A 1,511-nucleotide genomic window follows, 5' to 3' on the forward strand; every position below is an offset into this window, starting at 1 on the left:
AATCGGAGAGGGAATACTGATGTCCGTGAACTTATAATAATCTTGCTGTTGATGGTCTAAAAGTCTAACTCTAATTAAAGGCTCATCATATTTTAAAAAGAATCGTTCCGTAAAACGTTTTTGGGTGGTGGAACGAATACGATCTGGAATAAGGAAATCAAGCAAAGATTGTATCAGTGTAATATTTTCCTCTATAAACTTTGTATGAATCTCTATTGGCAATTGTCGCAAATAAAGGTTTGGTCTCCGTGTTTGAATAAAATATTGGCACACTTTAAGCGCATCATCCCAATTCACATTTTTATCTACTAAACATCCTAAAACAATCTCGTCGATAAATAATGAAGTGTTTGTTCTTGGAATTTTTACTTTATGAGACAACTTTGAATGAATCCTTCCAAACACCTAATTTAATTACAATTTTGAAAGTCTGAGGTAAGAAGGTCAATTGCTTTTCGCCTTTTCATCATGTCCGCTCACTCTATTTACCATTCTTTTTTAACTGTGATTTTTTGATATTTATCCTAATTTTTGTGCATCTTGATGAGTATACTCACTAAAAGTTAAGCTTTCTAGTGAATAAATTCACCAAAAAGTCATATATTTGGTGAATAAAGTAACAATTATGATTGGCCGAATCCTCAAAAAAACATTGTCTGAAAGGCTATTTAAAGGTAAGACAATTGTTCTCATTGGTCCAAGGCAGGTGGGTAAAACAACGCTTGTTAAAGAAATACTAAGGGAACATGATTTCCTTTTTCTTGATGGAGATGATCCGGTAGTTCGATCCAATTTAACGAATCCCAATACAATTCAATTGGAAACAATTATTGGTCAATCGAAAATCGTATTCATCGATGAAGCTCAGCGCATTGAAAACATAGGCTTGACAGCTAAGATTATTCATGATCAATTCAAAAATGTACAATTGGTTATTAGTGGTTCTTCTGCCTTTGAATTACGTAATCAAACCAATGAGCCTTTAACAGGAAGAAAACGAGAATATTTTTTGTATCCGATATCATACGAAGAATATGAGCAATCGCGTGACTTCCTCACTGCATCGAGAGATTTAAATACACGTCTTATTTTTGGATTTTATCCGGATGTAATCAATAACCGAGGCGAAGAAATTGAAAGTTTAAATGAAATCACACAGAGCTACTTGTTTAGGGATATTTTAGCACAGGGGAATCTGAAAAAGCCAGAAATCTTGGAAAAAATTCTTCGGGCATTGGCCTTTCAACTTGGTAGTGAAGTAAGTTTTAATGAAATTGCTCAACTGATAGGCGTTGACAAAAATACGGTGTCCAATTATATTCGGCTATTGGAATTATCTTATATCATCTATCCCCTAACTACATTTAGCAGAAATTTACGCAATGAAATAAAGACAAATCATAAAATATATTTTTATGACAATGGGATTCGTAATGCACTCATTCAAAACTTCAGTCCGATTGAATTCCGCAATGATGTTGGAGCACTGTGGGAGAATTTTCTAATAACAG

General features: G+C 33.7%; 2 protein-coding genes. One reads left to right on the forward strand and one right to left on the reverse strand.

Annotated features, from left to right (window positions below):
• On the reverse strand, positions 1 to 405 hold a 405-nt coding region (locus ACQR30_RS01255), incomplete at its 3' end, for a DUF3322 domain-containing protein (protein WP_429730133.1).
• 220 nt (positions 406 to 625) lie between these two features.
• Between ACQR30_RS01255 and ACQR30_RS01260 the strand changes: the two genes are divergently transcribed.
• A partial coding sequence (locus ACQR30_RS01260; RefSeq protein WP_429730136.1) for an ATP-binding protein occupies positions 626 to 1,511 on the forward strand: 886 nt, incomplete at its 3' end.

This window comes from Arachidicoccus sp. (assembly GCF_050436765.1).
GTDB lineage: Bacteria > Bacteroidota > Bacteroidia > Chitinophagales > Chitinophagaceae > Arachidicoccus.